17 protein-coding genes are annotated in these 14,493 nt (G+C 55.3%); 15 read left to right on the top strand and 2 right to left on the bottom strand.

Annotated features, from left to right (window positions below; translation table 11 throughout):
* Window positions 1-248: 248 nt before the first annotated feature.
* The 7 genes from NKJ21_RS08225 (at window position 249) to ruvX (ending at window position 5,970) form a co-directional block, all read left to right on the top strand.
* The gene (locus NKJ21_RS08225) at window positions 249-1,643 is read left to right on the top strand and encodes a sugar porter family MFS transporter (protein ID WP_239270437.1); all 1,395 of its coding nucleotides are present in this window, start codon (window positions 249-251) and stop codon (window positions 1,641-1,643) included.
* A 77-nt stretch (window positions 1,644-1,720) separates the two neighbouring features.
* Window positions 1,721-2,221, top strand: coding sequence for a SprT family zinc-dependent metalloprotease (locus NKJ21_RS08220; protein WP_008806459.1), 501 nt, complete (start codon window positions 1,721-1,723; stop codon window positions 2,219-2,221).
* Window positions 2,222-2,315: 94 nt separating this feature from the next.
* Complete coding sequence (gene endA, locus NKJ21_RS08215; protein ID WP_008806460.1) at window positions 2,316-3,023, top strand: deoxyribonuclease I; 708 nt, start codon at window positions 2,316-2,318, stop codon at window positions 3,021-3,023.
* Window positions 3,024-3,114: 91 nt separating this feature from the next.
* Window positions 3,115-3,846, top strand: a complete 732-nt coding sequence (rsmE, locus tag NKJ21_RS08210) for a 16S rRNA (uracil(1498)-N(3))-methyltransferase (protein WP_023323263.1) — start codon at window positions 3,115-3,117, stop codon at window positions 3,844-3,846.
* A 20-nt stretch (window positions 3,847-3,866) separates the two neighbouring features.
* Window positions 3,867-4,817 (top strand): glutathione synthase, encoded by a 951-nt coding sequence (gene gshB / locus NKJ21_RS08205; protein ID WP_008806462.1) that lies wholly within the window; start codon window positions 3,867-3,869, stop codon window positions 4,815-4,817.
* Between the two features lie 173 nt (window positions 4,818-4,990).
* Window positions 4,991-5,554 (top strand): YqgE/AlgH family protein, encoded by a 564-nt coding sequence (locus tag NKJ21_RS08200; protein WP_012540566.1) that lies wholly within the window; start codon window positions 4,991-4,993, stop codon window positions 5,552-5,554.
* A complete protein-coding gene (gene ruvX, locus NKJ21_RS08195) occupies window positions 5,554-5,970 on the top strand; it encodes a Holliday junction resolvase RuvX (RefSeq protein ID WP_012540565.1) in 417 nt (138 codons plus the stop codon). The genes NKJ21_RS08200 and ruvX overlap by 1 nt, the downstream gene beginning before the upstream one ends.
* Before the next feature lie 52 nt (window positions 5,971-6,022).
* Here the strand turns inward: ruvX and NKJ21_RS08190 are convergent, their stop codons facing one another.
* Both NKJ21_RS08190 and NKJ21_RS08185 read right to left on the bottom strand, forming a co-directional pair.
* Window positions 6,023-6,676 (bottom strand): LuxR C-terminal-related transcriptional regulator, encoded by a 654-nt coding sequence (locus NKJ21_RS08190; protein ID WP_008806465.1) that lies wholly within the window; start codon window positions 6,674-6,676, stop codon window positions 6,023-6,025.
* A gap of 348 nt (window positions 6,677-7,024) precedes the next feature.
* Entirely contained in the window at window positions 7,025-8,005 is a 981-nt protein-coding gene (locus NKJ21_RS08185; protein WP_042948086.1) for a type IV pilus twitching motility protein PilT, read from the bottom strand.
* A 16-nt stretch (window positions 8,006-8,021) separates the two neighbouring features.
* Between NKJ21_RS08185 and NKJ21_RS08180 the strand changes: the two genes are divergently transcribed.
* The 8 genes from NKJ21_RS08180 (at window position 8,022) to NKJ21_RS08145 (ending at window position 14,475) form a co-directional block, all read left to right on the top strand.
* Complete coding sequence (locus tag NKJ21_RS08180) at window positions 8,022-8,723, top strand: YggS family pyridoxal phosphate-dependent enzyme (protein WP_023298214.1); 702 nt, start codon at window positions 8,022-8,024, stop codon at window positions 8,721-8,723.
* Window positions 8,724-8,743: 20 nt separating this feature from the next.
* On the top strand, window positions 8,744-9,310 hold the full coding sequence (locus NKJ21_RS08175) for a YggT family protein (protein ID WP_004205182.1): 567 nt from the start codon (window positions 8,744-8,746) through the stop codon (window positions 9,308-9,310).
* Window positions 9,307-9,597, top strand: a complete 291-nt coding sequence (yggU, locus tag NKJ21_RS08170) for a DUF167 family protein YggU (protein ID WP_008806468.1) — start codon at window positions 9,307-9,309, stop codon at window positions 9,595-9,597. The genes NKJ21_RS08175 and yggU overlap by 4 nt, the downstream gene beginning before the upstream one ends.
* A 12-nt stretch (window positions 9,598-9,609) precedes the next feature.
* Entirely contained in the window at window positions 9,610-10,203 is a 594-nt protein-coding gene (locus NKJ21_RS08165) for an XTP/dITP diphosphatase (RefSeq protein ID WP_224229545.1), read from the top strand.
* Complete coding sequence (gene hemW, locus NKJ21_RS08160; RefSeq protein WP_002916617.1) at window positions 10,196-11,332, top strand: radical SAM family heme chaperone HemW; 1,137 nt, start codon at window positions 10,196-10,198, stop codon at window positions 11,330-11,332. Before NKJ21_RS08165 ends, hemW begins: the two co-directional genes overlap by 8 nt.
* Before the next feature lie 305 nt (window positions 11,333-11,637).
* Complete coding sequence (locus NKJ21_RS08155) at window positions 11,638-12,624, top strand: TRAP transporter substrate-binding protein (protein WP_023323264.1); 987 nt, start codon at window positions 11,638-11,640, stop codon at window positions 12,622-12,624.
* A 46-nt stretch (window positions 12,625-12,670) separates the two neighbouring features.
* A complete protein-coding gene (locus NKJ21_RS08150) occupies window positions 12,671-13,174 on the top strand; it encodes a TRAP transporter small permease (RefSeq protein WP_032731249.1) in 504 nt (167 codons plus the stop codon).
* Window positions 13,174-14,475 carry a TRAP transporter large permease gene (locus tag NKJ21_RS08145; RefSeq protein ID WP_022064843.1) on the top strand — a complete coding sequence of 434 codons (1,302 nt, stop codon included), beginning with the start codon at window positions 13,174-13,176 and terminating at the stop codon, window positions 14,473-14,475. The genes NKJ21_RS08150 and NKJ21_RS08145 overlap by 1 nt, the downstream gene beginning before the upstream one ends.
* Window positions 14,476-14,493 lie beyond the last annotated feature (18 nt).

Raw genomic sequence — 14,493 nt, 5'->3', positions numbered from 1 at the left:
TTTCCATAACAGGCATAGCGTGCGGGTATTTTTCACAATGTTACATATTGTTTCGGTCAACTCTGATTACCGTTTTTCAAAATGTCGACTATCCTTGTATATACTGCTGATTTAAAAAGCATTTAATGGATTACGTTTCTTTACCTTTGTGTAAACGATTACACAGCCGTGACTATAATCACGTTTTTTTACCGTCGAGTGTCCTACCCTAACCATCGACAGAATCAATAACTCAACTGGAGGGCGTTATGCCTGACAACAAAAAACAAGGGCGTTCGAACAAGACTATGACGTTCTTCGTCTGTTTCCTCGCCGCGCTGGCTGGCCTGCTGTTCGGCCTTGATATCGGTGTTATTGCGGGTGCCTTACCCTTTATTGCCAATGAGTTCCAGATTTCAGCCCACACCCAGGAGTGGGTGGTCAGCTCCATGATGTTCGGGGCTGCCGTCGGTGCGGTCGGCAGCGGCTGGCTCTCCTTCAAACTGGGCCGTAAAAAAAGCCTGATGATCGGCGCCATCCTCTTTGTCGCCGGCTCTCTGTTCTCCGCTGCCGCGCCAAACGTCGAGATCCTGCTGGTTTCCCGCGTGCTGCTGGGCCTGGCGGTGGGCGTCGCTTCATACACGGCTCCGCTGTATCTGTCGGAAATCGCGCCAGAGAAAATCCGCGGCAGTATGATTTCGATGTACCAGCTGATGATCACCATCGGGATCCTCGGTGCCTATCTCTCTGACACCGCTTTCAGCTACAGCGGCGCGTGGCGCTGGATGCTCGGCGTGATCATTATTCCGGCGGTATTGCTGCTGATCGGGGTTATCTTCCTGCCGGACAGCCCGCGCTGGTTCGCCGCCAAACGTCGTTTCGTCGATGCCGAACGCGTGCTGCTGCGCCTGCGCGATACCAGCGCCGAAGCGAAACGTGAGCTCGACGAAATCCGCGAAAGCCTGAAGGTGAAACAGTCCGGCTGGTCGCTGTTCAAAGACAACAGTAACTTCCGCCGCGCGGTGTTCCTCGGTATTCTGCTGCAGGTGATGCAGCAGTTCACCGGCATGAACGTCATCATGTACTACGCACCGAAGATTTTTGAACTGGCGGGCTATGCCAACACCACCGAGCAGATGTGGGGGACGGTGATCGTCGGTCTGACCAACGTGCTGGCCACCTTTATCGCTATCGGTCTGGTCGACCGCTGGGGCCGTAAACCAACGCTGATCCTCGGCTTTATCGTGATGGCCGCGGGCATGGGCGTGCTGGGTAGCATGATGCACATCGGCATTCACTCCTCTGCCGCGCAGTACATCGCCGTCCTGATGCTGCTGATGTTCATCGTCGGTTTCGCCATGAGCGCCGGTCCGCTGATTTGGGTACTGTGTTCCGAAATCCAGCCGCTGAAAGGCCGCGACTTCGGCATCACCTGCTCCACAGCGACCAACTGGATTGCCAATATGATTGTCGGCGCCACCTTCCTGACCATGCTCAACTCGCTGGGCAGCGCCAACACCTTCTGGGTGTACGGCGGTCTGAACGTGCTGTTTATCCTGCTGACTATCTGGCTGATTCCGGAAACCAAAAACGTCTCGCTGGAACATATTGAACGTAACCTGATGCAGGGTCGTCCGCTGCGTGAAATCGGCGCCCGCGACTAACCCGCCTGAGCTTCCTCCCCTCCCGGGAGGAAGCTTCCTCTTGCTCTCCCCCGCCCGTCGCACTATCCTCTGGCGCTATGAAAACACCCCGTATTCCCATCGCTATTCAGCAGGCCGTGATGCGCAGCCTGCGGGAGCATCTCGCCAAAGCGAACCTCAAACTGGAACGCCGCTACGCTGAGCCGACGCTGGTCTACCAGCAGCGCGGTACCTCCGCCGGCACCGCCTGGCTGGAGAAAAACGAAATTCGTTTAAATCCGGTGCTGCTGCTGGAAAATCAGCAGGAGTTTATCGATGAAGTGGTGCCGCACGAGCTGGCGCACCTGCTGGTCTGGCAGCACTTTGGCCGCGTCGCGCCGCACGGTAAAGAGTGGAAATGGATGATGGAGAACGTCCTTGGCGTTCCCGCGCGTCGCACTCACCGTTTTGAACTCGATTCGGTCCGCCAGAACACCTTCCCCTACCGCTGTCGCTGTCAGCAGCATCAGCTCACCGTCCGTCGCCATAACCGGGTGGTGCGCGGCGAGGCCACCTACCGCTGCGTTCACTGCGGCGATCTGCTGGTGGCTGAAAAATAACCATCAGAATTTATTAGAAACTTTCTGATCTGACTGATTGCATCCAGCCCCCTCATTCGCTACGTTGCGGGCTCGTTTTGACACGGAGTTAACGATGTCCCGTATGCATATTTTAGCCGTTGCGGTATTGAGCACGGCAGTCAGTGGCCCGCTCGCGGCCGCCGGTATTAATAGTTTTTCCCAGGCCAAGGCCGCTGGCGTCAAAGTGAACGCCGACGTTCCGGGCGACTTTTATTGCGGCTGTAAAATCGACTGGCAGGGTAAAAAAGGCGTTATCGATCTGGAATCTTGCGGCTATAAAGTGCGTAAAAATGAGAACCGCGCCAGCCGGGTTGAATGGGAACACGTGGTGCCGGCGTGGCAGTTCGGCCATCAGCGCCAGTGCTGGCAGGAAGGCGGGCGGCAAAACTGCGCCAAAGATCCGGAGTACCGCAAGATGGAAAGCGATATGCACAACCTGCAGCCGGCGGTAGGGGAAGTCAATGGCGATCGCGGCAACTTTATGTACAGCCAGTGGAACGGCGGTGAAGGCCAGTACGGCCAGTGCACCATGAAGGTCGATTTTAAAGATAAAGTCGCCGAGCCCCCTGCCCGCGCCCGCGGCGCTATCGCCCGCACCTACTTCTATATGCGCGACCGCTACCAGCTGAATCTTTCCCGCCAGCAAACTCAATTGTTTACCGCCTGGGATAAACAGTACCCGGTCACCGCCTGGGAATGTGAGCGCGATGAGCGCATCGCGAAAGTGCAGGGCAACCATAATCCGTATGTCCAGCAGGCTTGCCAGGCGCAAAAGAGCTAACCTACACTAGCGGCAATTGTTAATTTGCAGCCCTGTGCTTCCCGCCCGGTGGCGGGAAGCTGGCATCTGCGCAACGAACGGAATATCAAGCATGCGCATTCCTCGCATCCATCATCCAGAACGCCTCACTGTCGGCAGCCAGATTGCGCTGAGCGATGACGCGGCCAACCACGTCGGTCGCGTCCTGCGCATGACCGCAGGTCAGCACCTACAGCTTTTTGACGGCAGTAACCAGGTATTTGACGCCGTCATCACCGAGGCCGGCAAGAAAAATGTCACGGTTGAAGTGCTCAGCGGCGAACCCGACGATCGTGAATCGCCGCTGCATATTCACTTAGGCCAGGTGATGTCGCGCGGTGAAAAAATGGAATTTACTATCCAGAAATCGATCGAACTCGGGGTAAGCCTCATAACGCCACTGTTTTCCGAGCGCTGCGGCGTTAAACTGGACGCCGAACGTTTGCAGAAGAAGATCCAGCAGTGGCAGAAAATCGCTATTGCCGCCTGCGAACAGAGCGGTCGTAATGTGGTACCGGAAATACGTCCGGCCATGCAGCTGGAAGAGTGGTGCGCCGAGCAGGACAGCGGGCTGAAGCTCAACCTGCACCCGCGCGCCAGCGCCAGCATTAATACGCTGCCGCTACCGGTTGAACGCGTCCGTTTGCTGATTGGTCCGGAAGGTGGGCTATCGGCAGAAGAGATAGCGATGACCGCGCAATACCAGTTTACTGATATCCTGTTGGGACCGCGCGTTCTGCGTACAGAGACTACTGCGCTCACCGCCATCACCGCCCTGCAGGTGCGTTTTGGCGACTTAGGTTGAGGCGTTAACGGAGAAGAACCATGATCAAGCTCGGCATCGTGATGGATCCCATCGCAACCATCAACATCAAGAAAGACACCAGCTTCGCTATGTTGCTGGAAGCGCAACGTCGCGGCTATGAACTCCATTATATGGAGATGAACGACCTCTATTTGATCAACGGCGAAGCCCGCGCCCGTACGCGCACGCTGAGCGTCGAACAGAACTACGATAAATGGTATGACTTCACCGGTGAGCAGGATCTGCCGCTGGCCGATCTTGACGTTATTTTGATGCGTAAAGATCCGCCGTTCGATACCGAATTTATTTATGCCACCTACATCCTGGAGCGGGCGGAAGAGAAAGGCACGCTTATCGTCAACAAGCCGCAGAGCCTGCGCGACTGTAACGAGAAACTGTTCACCGCCTGGTTCTCAGAACTGACGCCGGAAACGCTGGTCACCCGCAATAAAGCCCAGCTGAAGGCCTTCTGGGAAAAACACGGCGATATCATCATGAAGCCGCTCGACGGCATGGGCGGTGCCTCTATTTTCCGCGTCAAAGCCGGCGATCCGAACCTTGGCGTGATCACGGAGACCCTGACCGAGCTCGGCAGCCGCTACTGCATGGCGCAGAACTATCTGCCCGCCATTAAAGACGGCGACAAGCGCGTGCTGGTGGTGGACGGCGAGCCGGTGCCTTACTGCCTGGCGCGTATTCCGCAGGGCGGCGAGACCCGCGGCAACCTGGCTGCCGGCGGCCGTGGCGAAGCTCGCCCGTTGACCGAAAGCGACTGGGAAATTGCCCGCCGCGTCGGCCCGACGCTGAAAGCCAAAGGTCTTATCTTCGTCGGCCTGGATATCATCGGCGACCGTCTGACGGAAATTAACGTCACCAGCCCCACCTGCGTGCGTGAGATTGAAGCCGCCTTCCCGGATATTTCGATCACCGGCATGCTGATGGACGCTATCGAAAGACGTATCACCAAATAAACACCAGGGCGGATAAACGTCCGCTCATGGCGCAGCGAGCGCGGTTGACCGCGCTCGTGAAACGCCGCCAGCCAGCGCCACTCGGGCGCCAGCCAGATAAAGTGCATCGACACTATTCTACTTTGCCCGCATACTGGGTGTTGCTTTTTGAACCAGGAACAGAACCTCTGACAATGAATTTACAGCATCACTTTCTGATTGCCATGCCTGCGCTTCAGGACCCGATTTTCCGCCGCTCCGTGGTCTATATCTGCGAGTATAACGACGAGGGAGCCATGGGCATTATTATCAATAAGCCGCTGGAAAATCTGCAGGTGGAAGGGATCCTTGAGAAGCTCAAGATTGTTCCGGAGCCGCGCAATCCGGAGATCCGTCTGGATAAACCGGTGATGCTGGGCGGCCCGCTGGCGGAAGACCGCGGCTTTATTCTGCATACCCCGCCCTCGGACTTCTCCTCGAGTATCCGCATTTCGGATAACACAGTGGTCACCACCTCGCGGGATGTTCTTGAAACCTTAGGTACCGACAGACAGCCGGGCAACGTACTGGTTGCGCTGGGCTACTCCTCATGGGAGAAAGGGCAACTGGAGCAGGAGATTTTAGATAATGCCTGGCTCACCGCCCCCGCCGACCAGAATATTCTCTTCCGCACGCCCATCGCCGATCGCTGGCGCGAGGCGGCTAAACTGATTGGTATCGACATTGTGACGATGCCTGGCGTCGCGGGGCATGCATGATGAGCGGAACCTTTCTCGGCTTTGATTTCGGCACCAAAAGCATCGGCGTGGCGGTGGGACAACGCATCACCGCAACCGCGCGACCTTTACCGGCGCTGAAGGCGCAGGACGGTAAACCGGACTGGAATGTCATCGAAAAACTGCTCAAAGAGTGGCAGCCTGAGGCGGTGATCGTTGGCCTGCCGCTGAATATGGACGGCACCGAGCAACCGCTGACGGCGCGCGCGCGGAATTTCGCCAATAAAATTCATGGCCGCTTTGGCGTCGCGATCGTCCTTCACGATGAACGTCTGAGTACGGTGGAGGCTCGGGCAGGCTTATTTGAACACGGCGGCTACCGGGCGCTGAATAAAGGTAGCGTTGATTCGGCCTCAGCCGTGGTCATTCTGGAAAGCTACTTCGAGCAGAGCTTTTAGGCTCTGCTCTCCTGCGCCGCCGGCAAATTGCTGACGGCGCGCTTCCGACCGCTTAGTGGCGCAGATGTTCGTTCGCCCAGCTCACCGCTTGAGTGCGATTCTTCACGCTCAGTTTACGAAACACATTGTACAGGTGCGTACGCACCGTGTTCTCGCTGATAAACAGGGCACGGGCAATATCCAGATTCGTCGCCCCACAGCGCAGCTCGTTGAGGATCTCACATTCCCGCTCGGTGAGTGGCGAGTTCTCAACGGGCGCCGATGCATGGTCCGCAGCGTACATCGCCGGGTGCATCACGCTCAATTCAGCCGTCTGTTCGCCGTTCAGTACGGCCTTAACGCCCTCAATTAAGCGCGATTCATCATCGTCATGGCGGAACACGCCATATAAAGCCGGCCACTGCGCCATTTCGTATAACTCATACTTTTGTGCGCTATTAATAATCAACAAACGAGGATTATCTGCCTGCAGTCGAATAATGTCTCGCCATACCCCATTTAATTTCTTATTTGACACTGCGATATCAAATAATATTACAGAATCTTTCGCCAGGCGCTGCGCCAGTGGTTTATTAATATTTTGTAAAACCACTGATGCCATCAGGGTTTCGCTCAGATAGCTGGCAAAAGCTTTGCTCTGAATTGACGGATGGGTAATAAATGTGACCTGACGAGAAGATGATGAATTTCCATTTAAATTAATCACTTAAAACTCTCCTTAGCTGCTACCCACCGCCATGGTGGTTAAATGAATAAAAAAATATACAAACAGTCGTGAATTTATAAATAGCCTTGGCAATTTACAAACTGAAACGTTATTCCATGAGAATCATCCTATTCCCGTAAACAGCATAAATCGAATACCTCAAAGCTGTCAAAAGGTAATCAAACTTTTTTCCTGGAAATGCGTATTCACTGTCGACATTTCGCAACTGAATGTGTTATTTGAATTTATTCATAATGATTATTTGTATTACCAAATAATATAAAGAAACAGCAATCAAACATTCAGTTAACATATCATTTAACCCGCCCAGTCTGCTTCACGCTGCTCTTACAGCTCGCCTGCGGCGACACGTTGCTGAAAACTCTGCGTAAATGTCAGCATTCCGGCCTGCATCCCGGTCTGCATTATGCCGGGCAACTGGTGCACTTTTCCTTCACGGATCAAGTTAGCTACTGCGGGGGTATTGACCAAAAGCTCGTATAGCGCAACTCTGCCGCCCTGACGCGCAGGCAACAATTTTTGCGCCAGCACCGCGCACAGGCTTCCGGCCAGCTGACTACGAACCTGATCTTTCTCCTCTGCCGGAAAGACATCGATCAATCTCTCCACCGCCGGCGCCGCGCCGCGGGTATGTAATGTCGCCATTACCAGATGTCCGGTCTCCGCAGCCGTTAACGCCAAACGAATGGTTTCGCTGTCGCGTAGCTCCCCGAGCAGGATCACATCCGGATCCTGGCGCAGCGCCACGCGGAGCGCCGCGGCGAACGAAGGACAATGACGGCCAATCTCCCGCTGCAGGATCAGGCAGCGCTCGCTGTGATGAATAAACTCCACCGGGTCCTCCAGGGTCAGGATATGGCCATCAAGACGCTGGTTGAGATGCCCCACCATCGCCGCCAGGGTGGTCGACTTGCCGCTGCCCGTCGCTCCGGTGACCAGCAGCAGGCCACTCTCTTCCGCCAGCAGCTCGCTCAGCGCAGGCGGGGCGCCCAGCGTCTCCAGACGCGGGCACTGTTCAGGCAGAAGGCGTAGCACCAGCGATATTCCACGCGTATGGGCGAAAGCGCTGGCGCGCAGCCGCAAACCGCAGGCCAGGGTCAGCGCAAAGTCAATCTGGCCCTGTTCCTGCCAATGCTGTAACTGTGCGGCATCAAGCCAGCAGTTGAGTAAATCCGGGATATCCGGCGCGGGAAACGGGGCGGGCTCCAGCTTGCCCTGCCGCCGCCAGCGCGGTGCGGCGGAATTGCACAGGTGTAGATCGGAGACATTATGCTTTACACTAAGGGCTACGATTTCTTCCAGCTTCATAACTCATCCTCGGAATATGAACGATATTGCGCATAACCTGGCACAGGTCCGGGACAAAATCTCCGGTGCCGCCGCTCGTTGCGGGCGTGCGCCAGAAGAAGTGACATTGCTTGCAGTGAGTAAAACAAAACCTGCGAGCGCGATCGAAGAAGCCATCGCGGCAGGCCAGCGGGCATTTGGTGAAAACTACGTCCAGGAGGGCGTGGAGAAGATTAACCATTTCCAGCAGGCCGGCATCAGTGGACTACAGTGGCACTTTATTGGCCCCCTGCAGTCCAACAAAAGCCGGCTGGTGGCAGAGCATTTTGACTGGTGCCACACCGTCGATCGGCTGAAAATCGCCACCCGCCTGAACGAACAGCGCCCGGCGCATCTGCCGCCGCTGAAGGTGCTGATTCAAATCAACATTAGCGATGAGCAGAGCAAATCCGGCATCCCGCTGGAAGCGCTCGATGGATTAGCGGCAGAGATCGCTGAGTTACCTCATCTGGAGCTGCGCGGTCTGATGGCCATCCCCGCGCCTGAGTCAGAATATGTAAGGCAGTTTGCCGTCGCCCAGCAAATGGCGGTAGCATTTGCGCGATTAAAAACGCGGTACCCCACGGTCGATACGTTGTCTCTGGGAATGTCGGACGATATGGAAGCCGCAATCGCGGCGGGAAGCACGATGGTGCGCATCGGCACAGCTATTTTTGGTGCGCGCGACTACAGCAAATAATAAGGAATCTGAGGAACGCCATGAAGACGTTGACTTTCCTGCTTTCAACGGTCATTGAGCTTTACACGATGGTCGTGTTGTTACGCGTCTGGATGCAGTGGGCGCGCTGCGACTTTTACAACCCGTTTTCGCAGTTTGTGGTGAAGGCCACCCAGCCGATTGTCGGGCCGCTGCGCCGGATTATCCCGGCGATGGGGCCAATTGACAGCGCCTCGCTGCTGGTGGCATTTATTCTCTGCGTCATCAAAGCGATCGTGCTGTTTATGGTGATCACCTTCCAGCCGATCATCTGGATCTCCGCCCTGCTTATTCTGCTGAAAACCATCGGCTCATTGATCTTCTGGGTGCTGCTGTTGATGGCGATCATGAGCTGGGTCAGCCAGGGCCGTAGTCCGGTGGAGTACGTGCTGATGCAGCTGGCGGACCCGCTGCTGCGCCCTATCCGCAACCTGCTGCCATCGATGGGCGGTATCGATTTCTCACCGATGGTGCTGGTGCTGCTGCTGTACGTGATTAATATGGGTGTCGCCGAGGTGCTGCAGGCCACCGGTAACGTGCTGCTGCCGGGGCTGTGGATGGCGCTATGAGTGCCGTTGAAACCTGCGCTGAGGGGCTGGTGCTCAGGCTGTATATTCAGCCGAAGGCCAGCCGTGATAGCATCGTGGGCGTACATGGCGACGAGCTCAAAGTCGCCATTACCGCCCCGCCCGTTGATGGCCAGGCCAATGCCCACCTGGTGAAATTTCTCGCCAAACAGTTCCGCGTCGCCAAAAGCCAGGTACTGATTGAAAAAGGCGAGCTGGGTCGCCATAAGCAAGTTAAAATCATCGCCCCACAACAGATCCCGACTGCGGTCGCGGCGCTAACTGAATAAACAGGATTCATCATGCAAAAAGTCGTCCTCGCGACCGGCAACGCCGGTAAAGTGCGCGAACTGGCCTCGCTGCTGGAAGATTTTGGTCTCGATATCGTCGCTCAGACTGAGCTGGGCGTGGACTCTGCGGAAGAGACCGGCCTGACCTTTATTGAAAACGCGATTCTGAAAGCGCGTCATGCGGCACAGATCACCGGCCTGCCGGCCATCGCTGACGATTCCGGTCTGGCCGTCGATGCTCTTGGCGGCGCGCCGGGTATTTACTCCGCCCGCTATTCCGGCGTCGACGCCACCGACCAGCAGAATCTTGAAAAGCTGCTCGACGCGTTAAAGGACGTGCCGGACGGCCAGCGTCAGGCGCAGTTCCACTGTGTGCTGGTCTATCTGCGCCATGCCGAAGATCCCACGCCGCTGGTGTGCCACGGCAGCTGGCCTGGGGTAATCACCCGACAGGCCGCTGGTACAGGTGGCTTCGGCTACGACCCGATCTTCTTCGTCCCGTCCGAAGGGAAAACCGCGGCCGAACTGAGCCGTGAAGAAAAGAGTGCGATTTCCCATCGTGGGCAAGCGCTAAAACTGTTACTGGAAGCATTACGTAATGGCTAATTTGCCGCCGCTGAGTCTCTATATTCATATTCCCTGGTGCGTGCAGAAATGCCCGTACTGCGACTTTAATTCGCATGCGCTGAAAGGCGAGGTGCCGCATGACGATTACGTCCAGCATCTGCTAAACGACCTGCAGGCCGATGCGCAATATGCCCAGGGACGGGAAATAGGCACTATTTTTATCGGCGGCGGTACGCCGAGCCTGCTGTCCGGCCCGGCCATGCAAACCCTGCTGGATGGCGTCCGCGCCTGCCTGCCGCTGGCCGCCGGGGCGGAAATCACCATGGAAGCCAACCCGGGCACCGTGGAGGCCGATCGCTTCGTTGATTACCAGCGCGCCGGGGTGAACCGTATCTCCATCGGCGTACAAAGCTTTAGCGAACCGAAGCTGCAGCGCCTGGGGCGGATCCACGGTCCGGAGGAGGCCAAGCGCGCAGCACGTCTCGCCAGCGGCCTCGGCCTGCGCAGCTTCAATCTCGACCTGATGCACGGTCTGCCGGACCAGTCGCTGGAGGAGGCGCTGGACGATCTGCGTCAGGCGATTGCCCTCAACCCGCCGCACCTGTCGTGGTACCAGCTGACCATTGAGCCGAACACCTTGTTCGGCTCCCGGCCGCCGGTGCTGCCGGATGACGACGCGCTATGGGATATTTTCGAGCAGGGACATCAATTGCTAAGCGCCGCTGGCTATCAGCAGTACGAGACGTCCGCCTACGCTAAACCGGGCTTCCAGTGTCAGCATAATCTCAACTACTGGCGCTTTGGCGACTACCTCGGCATCGGCTGCGGCGCGCACGGTAAGATAACCTTCCCTGACGGACGCATTCTGCGGACCGCCAAAACCCGCCACCCGCGCGGGTATATGGAAGGCCGTTACCTCGAGCGTCAGCATGATGTGGAAGAGGCGGATAAACCGTTTGAGTTCTTTATGAACCGTTTCCGCCTGCTGGAGGCCGCGCCGCGCGCAGAATTTAGTCGCTATACCGGTCTTGAGGAAGCGGCGATCCGCCCGCAGCTGGACGCGGCGATAGCCCAGGGCTATCTGCAGGAAGACGAGCAGAACTGGCAGATTACCGAGCACGGTAAGCTGTTTTTGAATTCCCTGCTCGAACTCTTCCTTAACGAATAAATATCACTCTTGTCCTTCCCTTTATCGTTTTAACGGGAAGGACAATAGTTCGAATTTATCGACATATCAACCTCACCATTCCCGATTCATTCTTTTAAAATATTCCACCCTCTAATTAATTCTCTTTTATTTATAGAAACAAAATATAATTAAACCCATAAAATCCGTTATTTCAGTGCCTCATTGAGAAAAAGTGTGAGTCAGGCAGCTTAAAGATGTACGACAACAAAGATAATATGTCATACAGAAACAAAGCACGACGCTTAACATATTGACCAATTACCACAAGTGTATGGAGCCAACTCATGAAAAAATACGCTTTTTCTCGTTCTCTAATAGCAATATCTTTGCTTGCTCTATTCTCTTCAGGAGCCAGCGCAGCTGAAAAAATGACGTTAAAACTCGCACATAACCTTGAACGCAGTCACGTGGTGCATCAGGCGTTTGAAGAGATGGCCAAAGAGGTAAACCAACTTTCTGACGGTAATATGAAGATTCGTATTTACCCCAGTAGCCAGATGGGCAGCGCACGCGAAACGATGGAGTTATTACAAAATGGCGCGCTGGATTTGACCAAAGGTTCCGCCAGCGATCTGGAGTCATTTGATAATATCTACGCGATATATAATTTACCGTTCCTGTTTAACGATCAAAATCATTTCAATAAGGTGGTCTTCGGGGAAGTGGGCAAGGAAATAATGGATTCGACGAAAGAGAAAGGATTCTTTGCCCTTTCCGCTTATGTCGCCGGAACCCGAAGTTTTTATGCCAAAAAGCCCATCACCAAACCGGAGGATTTAAAAGGACTGAAGATCCGCGTGCAGGCCAGCCCGACAACATTAAAAATGATTGAATTAATGGGCGGCTCCCCGACGCCAATCTCCTTTGGTGAAGTTTACACCGCCATGCAGCAAGGGGTGGTGGACGGTGCGGAAAATAACGTGCCCTCCTGGGTGCAGACTCGCCATATCGAAATCGCGAAAGTGTTCTCTGAAGATGAACATGCCTCCATCCCTGACTTCCTCGTGATCTCCAGCAAAACCTGGGACAAACTGACGCCGGGACAGCAGCAAATTCTGGTCAAAGCGGCCAAAGCCTCAGAGGTATATCAGCAACAGCTGTGGCAGAAGATCGACGCAGATACCCGCGCTCAGGCCAAAGCACTGGGGGGCGAAATTATCAAAGTGGATAAAGCACCGTTCCGTGCCGCCGTGCAGCCGCTATTTGATGACTTTAAGAAAGATCCAAAACAGGCCGCTCTGCTGGCCAAATTTGACGCTGCCGCTGAATAACCTTTAACGGGCCAGCCGCTGGCCCGCTTTCACCAGGAAATCAATGATGATACTTAACCGCATAAAGCTGGCGGTGGACCGCACCATCGCCGCATTCTCTGTCGTCGTAATGATTGCGCTGGTTTTCTGCGTCGTCTGGCAGGTGTTCAGCCGCTACGTGCTCAACCAGCCTAGCACCCTGACCGATGAACTGGCGCGTTTCTTAATGATCTGGGTCGGGCTACTGGGTGCGGCCTATACCGTCGGCGCCCAGCGTCATCTGGCGATCGATTTACTTACGCTGATGCTCTCTTCCCGCAAGCAGGCACTGCTCAGCGTCATTATCAATCTGCTTATCTTTCTGTTTGCTGGCTCAGTGATTGTTACCGGCGGCGTAAAACTGATTGAAAAAACGCTGTCGACCGCCCAGGTCTCAGCCGCAATGCAGATCCCGATGGGCTATGTGTATCTGATCCTGCCGCTCACCGGCATCATGATGATGTTTTACGCGTTGTGTTTTATCAGCAACGGTCTAAAAAACATGAAACATTCAGAAGCAGGAGCAAATTAATGGATAGCTATATTGCACTGACGCTGTTTGGCTCGTTCTTTATTCTGGTCTTTATTGGCGTACCTATCTCTTTTTCCATCGGTCTTGCTACCGTCGGCTCAATGCTGCTGATGTTTCCCTGGGATATCGCGGTGATTACCGTTGCTCAGCGCCTGGCGAACGGACTCGATAACTTCGCGCTGCTGGCTATCCCCTTCTTTATCTTTGCCGGTACCCTGATGAACAGCGGGGGAATTGCTATACGCCTCATCAATCTGGCGCAGGTGATGGTTGGGCGGGTACCCGGATCGTTGGGACACGTCAACGTGCTGGCCAATATGATGTTCGGCTCGATCTCCGGTTCGGCGGTCGCTGCCGCCGCTGCGGTAGGGGGGACGCTCAATCCCATTCAGACGCAGAAAGGCTACGATCCGGCATTCTCCACGGCGGTAAACGTTTCATCCTGCATCACGGGCCTGCTCATTCCGCCATCAAACGTGCTGATCGTCTTTTCTCTGACGGCCGGCGGCGTCTCGGTCGCCTCGCTGTTTATGGCCGGTTATTTGCCGGGCATTCTGATGGGTCTGTCCATCATGCTGGTCTGCGCTGGTATCGCTAAACACCGCGGATATCCGGTTTCCGAGCGCCCGACCTGCGCCCAGGCGGCAAAGGCTTTTTTCGATGCCCTGCCCAGCCTGCTGCTGGTCATTATTGTCATGGGCGGGATCCTCGGCGGTATTTTCACCGCCACTGAAGCTTCCGCCATCGCCGTGGTCTACACCTTTATCCTCTCGGTGCTGATTTATCGGGAAGTCAAATGGCGCGACCTGCCAAAGCTGATCCTTGAATCGGTGGTGATGACGTCTATCGTCCTTCTGCTGATCGGTTTTTCCGTCGGCATGTCGTGGGCAATGACCAATGCCGATATTCCCTACATGATAAGCGATGCGCTCATGGGGTTTTCTGAAAATCCGCTGGTGATCCTGCTACTGATTAACATCGTGCTGTTAATCGTCGGTATCTTTATGGATATGACCCCAGCAGTACTGATTTTTACGCCAATATTTCTCCCCATCGCTGAGGATTTAGGCATGAACCCGGTCCATTTTGGCATCATGATGGTCGCCAATCTGTGCATCGGCCTGCTGACCCCGCCGGTAGGCAGCGCGCTGTTTGTCGGCTGCTCCATTTCAGGGGTTAAAATTCAGCAGCTCATCAAACCGCTGCTGCCGTTCTACGCCGCCCTGCTGATCGCGCTGATGATGATTGTTTATATCCCGCAGATCTCACTGTTTATTCCACAGCTGCTGGGGCTGATGTGATCGACTGAGCCTAACCGC

It is taken from the genome of Klebsiella sp. SWET4 (assembly GCF_024296565.1).
In the GTDB taxonomy this organism is placed as follows: Bacteria; Pseudomonadota; Gammaproteobacteria; order Enterobacterales; family Enterobacteriaceae; genus Klebsiella; species Klebsiella variicola.
The sequence above is the reverse complement of the archived record's forward strand: the minus strand, read 5'-3'. Positions and strand labels throughout refer to the sequence as shown.

Bases quoted from the DNA above. Each gene is read 5' to 3' on its own strand.
- NKJ21_RS08185 (WP_042948086.1), bottom strand. From the start codon at position 8,005: ATGAAGCTGGAAGAAATCGTAGCCCTTAGTGTAAAGCATAATGTCTCC.
- NKJ21_RS08225 (WP_239270437.1), top strand. From the start codon at position 249: ATGCCTGACAACAAAAAACAAGGGCGTTCGAACAAGACTATGACGTTC.
- NKJ21_RS08145 (WP_022064843.1), top strand. From the start codon at position 13,174: ATGGATAGCTATATTGCACTGACGCTGTTTGGCTCGTTCTTTATTCTG.
- NKJ21_RS08155 (WP_023323264.1), top strand. From the start codon at position 11,638: ATGAAAAAATACGCTTTTTCTCGTTCTCTAATAGCAATATCTTTGCTT.
- gshB (WP_008806462.1), top strand. From the start codon at position 3,867: ATGATCAAGCTCGGCATCGTGATGGATCCCATCGCAACCATCAACATC.
- NKJ21_RS08180 (WP_023298214.1), top strand. From the start codon at position 8,022: ATGAACGATATTGCGCATAACCTGGCACAGGTCCGGGACAAAATCTCC.
- hemW (WP_002916617.1), top strand. From the start codon at position 10,196: ATGGCTAATTTGCCGCCGCTGAGTCTCTATATTCATATTCCCTGGTGC.
- ruvX (WP_012540565.1), top strand. From the start codon at position 5,554: ATGAGCGGAACCTTTCTCGGCTTTGATTTCGGCACCAAAAGCATCGGC.
- endA (WP_008806460.1), top strand. From the start codon at position 2,316: ATGTCCCGTATGCATATTTTAGCCGTTGCGGTATTGAGCACGGCAGTC.
- NKJ21_RS08165 (WP_224229545.1), top strand. From the start codon at position 9,610: ATGCAAAAAGTCGTCCTCGCGACCGGCAACGCCGGTAAAGTGCGCGAA.
- NKJ21_RS08220 (WP_008806459.1), top strand. From the start codon at position 1,721: ATGAAAACACCCCGTATTCCCATCGCTATTCAGCAGGCCGTGATGCGC.
- NKJ21_RS08175 (WP_004205182.1), top strand. From the start codon at position 8,744: ATGAAGACGTTGACTTTCCTGCTTTCAACGGTCATTGAGCTTTACACG.
- rsmE (WP_023323263.1), top strand. From the start codon at position 3,115: ATGCGCATTCCTCGCATCCATCATCCAGAACGCCTCACTGTCGGCAGC.
- NKJ21_RS08150 (WP_032731249.1), top strand. From the start codon at position 12,671: ATGATACTTAACCGCATAAAGCTGGCGGTGGACCGCACCATCGCCGCA.
- yggU (WP_008806468.1), top strand. From the start codon at position 9,307: ATGAGTGCCGTTGAAACCTGCGCTGAGGGGCTGGTGCTCAGGCTGTAT.
- NKJ21_RS08200 (WP_012540566.1), top strand. From the start codon at position 4,991: ATGAATTTACAGCATCACTTTCTGATTGCCATGCCTGCGCTTCAGGAC.